A 4,641-nucleotide genomic window follows, 5' to 3' on the forward strand; every position below is an offset into this window, starting at 1 on the left:
GCCTCGGCCGCGTGCCGGGCGGAGAGGGTCGCCATCGGCACGCCCGCCCCCGGGTGCGTCCCGCCCCCGGCCAGATAAAGCCCCTTGATCGGTGTCCGTGCCGTTGGTCTTTGGAAGGCGGCGGTGGTTCCATGTGGGCTCTGCCCATATAGGGAACCTGCCGTCGCTGGAAAAAGGGTGTCGAAGTCCTGCGGCGTTGTCAGGGCCGTGGTCTGTGGCATCGGGTCGAAGGTCAGGCCGAAGTTGGCCAGCGTCCGGAATGTGCGAGTCTGGCATTGGGAAAACTCCTCGGGCGTCTTGGCGTCGGTCAAGGGGGCAGCATTGGCGATGATCTCAAAGCGTTCAATTGAGGGTGGCGGCGTGCCCGTGCCGCGATCTTGTGCGCAGATGTACAAGGTTGGGTCCGGGGCGGAGCGCCCGTCGGCGATGGCATCGAATTCGGGCTTTGGATCGCCACGAAAGAAAACATTGTGATAGGCGAGGTCCGGCACTTTTGGTGTTGCGGCAAAGGCCCAGACCTGCGCCGAAAGACTGCGCGGAATAGCCTTGGTTTGAGGCGCGACACAGGTGGTATCGGGGCCGAGCCTGCCGGTGGCCAAGGCGCGCGGATCGCCGTTGAAAAGAACGGTTTTGGCATGGTGAGTGTGGCCATCGGCACGCCGCACGCCAATGGCGCGATCGTTTTCGACGATGATTTGGGCGACATCCGCGTCGTAATGAAACTCCGCCCCTTTGGAGCGGCCAAGTGATTCCAATGCGCGGGCCAGTGCATGCATGCCGCCCTCTACCGCCCAGACGCCTGCGGCCTCGGCCTGCCAGATCAACGACAAAAGCGCAGGCACTTGATAAGGTGAGCCGCCCACGTAGGTGGCGTAGCGGCCGAATAGTTGCGCCAGGCGGGGGTCGTCAAAGCTGTGGTCTAAAAGTTGTGCAAGCGTCCGCGTTGGTGCCATGGCCGGAACAAGCCACGGCCGCGTTGCGACATGCAGGGCAAGCCCCGGCAGGGACGGGCAGGGCGCCTGCATCATGGGGGCGTCGAAGCCATCGAACAACCGTCGCGCCCGCGCTGAAAACGCGCGAAATTGTTTCGCGGATTGCGCGCCAGAGAAGGCTTGGATCGCTTCGGCGGATTGGTCCTCGTTATCGAACAGGTCGAGTGCACTTCCATCAGGCCAGAAGTGGCGAGCAAGGCGGTGTTGACGGTGGAGGGTGACGTGATCTTCCAGACGCGCGCCGAGATCAGCGAAGAGATCGTCGAAGACCCCGCGCATGGTCAGCACGGTTGGACCGGCATCTATCGGGCCAGCCACCGAGGGCAGGATGCGCATACGTCCGCCGGGGCCGGAATGTCGTTCAAGAACAGTGACTTTCAGGCCCGCATGCGCAAGGCTTGCGGCGGCAGCAAGGCCCGCAATGCCTGCGCCTATCACAATGGCATGCGTGTCCGCTGAACTTGAGAGAACGTCGGATTTCATGGCCTAAGTGTTGACTCACGCACTAAAAGTGTCCAGTCTTATTTACATAATGGGTGTCATTCAAAATATTCAGCGCCCATCTAAAGGAGGCCGTAATGCGTGTATCCGATCGGATTGAAGGCGCTTTGGGCAGTGCTCTTGGTGTTGCCCAATCCGCGCAGGCCCCTGCTAAGCTAAGCGAAGCGCTTAGGTATGCGATTGTGCCGGGTGGTGCGCGCATACGTCCGACGATCCTTTTGTCGGTCGCGGGTGCCTGTGGTGACGATTGCCCCGGGCTAAGCGATGCCGCCGCCGCCGCCTTGGAGTTGATCCATTGTGCCAGTCTTGTCCATGATGACCTGCCCTGTTTTGACGATGCAGAAACCCGGCGCGGCAAACCTTCGGTGCATCGGGCCTATTCTGAGCCGTTGGCGGTTTTGACGGGTGACAGCCTTATCATGCTGGCCTTTGACACATTGGCCCGCACTGGGCGGTCAGAAAATGCCGACGCACGCGCGGCGCAGCTTGTGCTATCGCTGTCGCGGCGGTCCGGTATGCCGGGCGGCATTTGCGCCGGACAAGGATGGGAAAGCGAACCCGAAATTGATCTGCATGCCTATCACATGTCCAAGACGGCGGCGCTTTTTATTGCGGCGACGGAGATGGGGGCGATTTCGGCCGGGCACGAGCCTGAGCCGTGGCGTGATCTGGGGGCTTTGATCGGCGAGGCGTTCCAAGTCGCGGATGATCTGCGCGATGCGCTGTTGGATGAAGAAACGCTTGGAAAGCCCGCAGGACAAGACGACCTTCACGGTCGGCCCAATGCGGTATCCGAATTGGGTGTGCGTGGGGCCAAGGCGCGGCTTTCGGATATTCTGGCCGGGGCTATTGCTTCGATTCCATCTTGTCCTGGCGAGGCGGCGTTGGCCAAAATGGTCAGGTATCAGGCCGAGGCAATCATGCCGAAGCTGCCCGAAGGCTATAGGGCCTGATACATGGCCGCGCCCAGTGATGTGCCAGATCGCCGCCGCCCCGCAAAAGGCAATTGGCGCGGCGCGTTTGCGCGTTTGGTGGCGAACCCGACCTTTCAACGTTTTGCGGCAAAGTTTCCGTTTGCAGGCGCGCTGGCGCAACGCGATGGTACCGAAATTTTCGATATTTTACAGGGATTTGTCGCCTCTCAGGTGCTTCTGGCGCTGATCGAGTTAGAGGTTTTGCAAGACTTGCTTCATGGCCCGGCATCGGCAGAGGCGTTATCGCGTAGACGTCGCATTCCCGAGGATCGTATGGAGGCGTTGCTTCAGGCTGGTGCGGCTTTGCGACTGCTCAAACGTGGCCGCAAAGGTGATTTTGCGTTGGCACGCCGGGGGGCTGCCATTCTGGGCGTTCCGGGTCTGACGGATATGATCCGGCACAACACTGCTTTTTACAAAGATATGACGGATCCGGTTTCGATCCTGCGCGGTGAGGGTGAGGGTGACACCCATCTTGCGCGGTTCTGGCCGTATGTTTTCGGGCAAAGTTCCGACGTGCCGCGCGATGAGGCAGAGCGATACTCCGACCTTATGGCGAAATCGCAGGTTTTGGTGGCCGAAGATACACTGCGCGCGGTGTCGTTGCGCGGTGGGACGACCTTGATGGATGTTGGTGGAGGGTCCGGGGTGTTTGTGTCAGCGGCCCTGCGTCGCCACCGTCATTTGCGCGCCAGCCTGGTTGATCTGCCGGAGGTGCTTCCAACGGCCGAGTCGCGTTTGGCGCAGGCGGGGGTGTTGGAAAGGGTGAGCTTGCATCCAGGATCGTTTCGCGAAGCGCCTTTGCCTAAGGGGGCTGACATTATTTCATTGATCCGCGTGTTGTACGATCATGATGATGCGACGGTGCGCGATTTGCTGGCCAAGGCATATGATGCGCTACCCCGTGGCGGCCGCTTGATCATCTCGGAGCCGATGGCCGGTGGCGGGCGGCCTGAGCGGGCCGGAGATATCTATTTTGCCTTTTACACCATGGCCATGGGGACCGGCCGCACGCGATCGCCCGACCGCATAGCGACGCTTTGTGATGAGGCAGGATTTGACCGCGGTGCCGCGCCCTCTGTGCGGCGGCCTTACGTGACGCGTGTTTTGACCTTTGCCAAGCCAGCCTGACAGCTTCATCTTGGGCTTGACTGTAAACAAATATTGACACCTAGCTATGTACGGTTAGACTTACAAGTGGCCTAAGTGCCAATGTGCGCCGAATCCGATGAGGGCGGCGGAGAGACAGACAGGAGGCAACCATGCATACCCGCGCTGTCTATTTGAACGGTCCCGAGGATCTTCATTTGGACACCCTTTCGCTTAAGGCGCCGGGGTCACGGGATATTGTTGTCGATGTCGCCTATTCCGGTATTTCGACCGGCACTGAAAAACTGTTTTGGTCCGGGACGATGCCGCCTTTTCCCGGCATGGGGTATCCGCTTGTTCCTGGCTATGAAGCCGCGGGTGAAGTGGTGGAAGCCGGGGCAGACACACAATTCAAACCGGGGGATACCGTATTCGTACCCGGTGCGAATTGCTTTAACGATGCGTACGGTCTTTTTGGCGGTGCCGCCTCGCGGCTGGTGACCGAGGCCGAGCGCATCACGCGAATCGATTCCACGCTGGGGCCGGAAGGCGCGCTTTTGGCGCTGGCGGCGACAGCGCGCCACGCTATGGCCGGTCTGGATAAGGCCGTGCCGGATTTGATCGTGGGGCATGGTGTTTTGGGCCGCCTTTTGGCCCGGTTGACCATTGCAGCGGGGGCGCCCGCACCCACGGTTTGGGAAACCCAAGCCGACCGGCGCAACGGTGCCGTAGGCTATGACGTGGTGGCCCCCGAAGATGACGCGCGTCGAGATTACCGCACGATTTACGACGCCTCGGGGCATCCAGAGATATTGAATGAACTTGTGGGGCGTATCGCCAAGGGAGGCGAGATCGTTCTGACGGGCTTTTATCCGCAAGACCTTAGCTTTGCCTTTCCGCCAGCCTTCATGAAAGAGGCGCGGCTCCGCGTTGCGGCGGAATGGACGCAAGACGACCTGCGCGCAACGGCCGGTTTGGTCGAAAGTGGCGCCCTTAGTCTTGGCGGATTGATCACCCATCAAGCGCAAGCCGAGCAAGCGCCAAAGGCCTATCGCAAGGCCTTTGAGGACCCCGCTTGCCTGAAA

At 60.7% G+C, this 4,641-nt stretch carries 4 protein-coding genes; 3 read left to right on the plus strand and 1 reads right to left on the minus strand.

Features of this window, described 5'->3' with window-relative positions:
* Window positions 1–1,475, minus strand: a 1,475-nt coding sequence (gene crtD, locus QZ498_RS16975) for a 1-hydroxycarotenoid 3,4-desaturase CrtD (protein WP_294624394.1), incomplete at its 3' end; no start/stop codon positions are given.
* Between the two features lie 95 nt (window positions 1,476–1,570).
* Between crtD and QZ498_RS16980 the strand changes: the two genes are divergently transcribed.
* From QZ498_RS16980 to bchC, 3 genes are all read left to right on the plus strand, one after another.
* A complete protein-coding gene (locus QZ498_RS16980) occupies window positions 1,571–2,446 on the plus strand; it encodes a polyprenyl synthetase family protein (RefSeq protein WP_294624396.1) in 876 nt (291 codons plus the stop codon).
* Window positions 2,447–2,449: 3 nt separating this feature from the next.
* Window positions 2,450–3,598 (plus strand): methyltransferase, encoded by a 1,149-nt coding sequence (locus tag QZ498_RS16985; protein ID WP_294624398.1) that lies wholly within the window; start codon window positions 2,450–2,452, stop codon window positions 3,596–3,598.
* A gap of 131 nt (window positions 3,599–3,729) precedes the next feature.
* Window positions 3,730–4,641 (plus strand): chlorophyll synthesis pathway protein BchC (gene bchC / locus QZ498_RS16990; protein ID WP_294624400.1); only part of this gene is annotated, 912 nt, incomplete at its 3' end.

The sequence above is a fragment of the uncultured Roseovarius sp. genome, from assembly GCF_913057115.1.
Classification (GTDB): domain Bacteria; phylum Pseudomonadota; class Alphaproteobacteria; order Rhodobacterales; family Rhodobacteraceae; genus Roseovarius.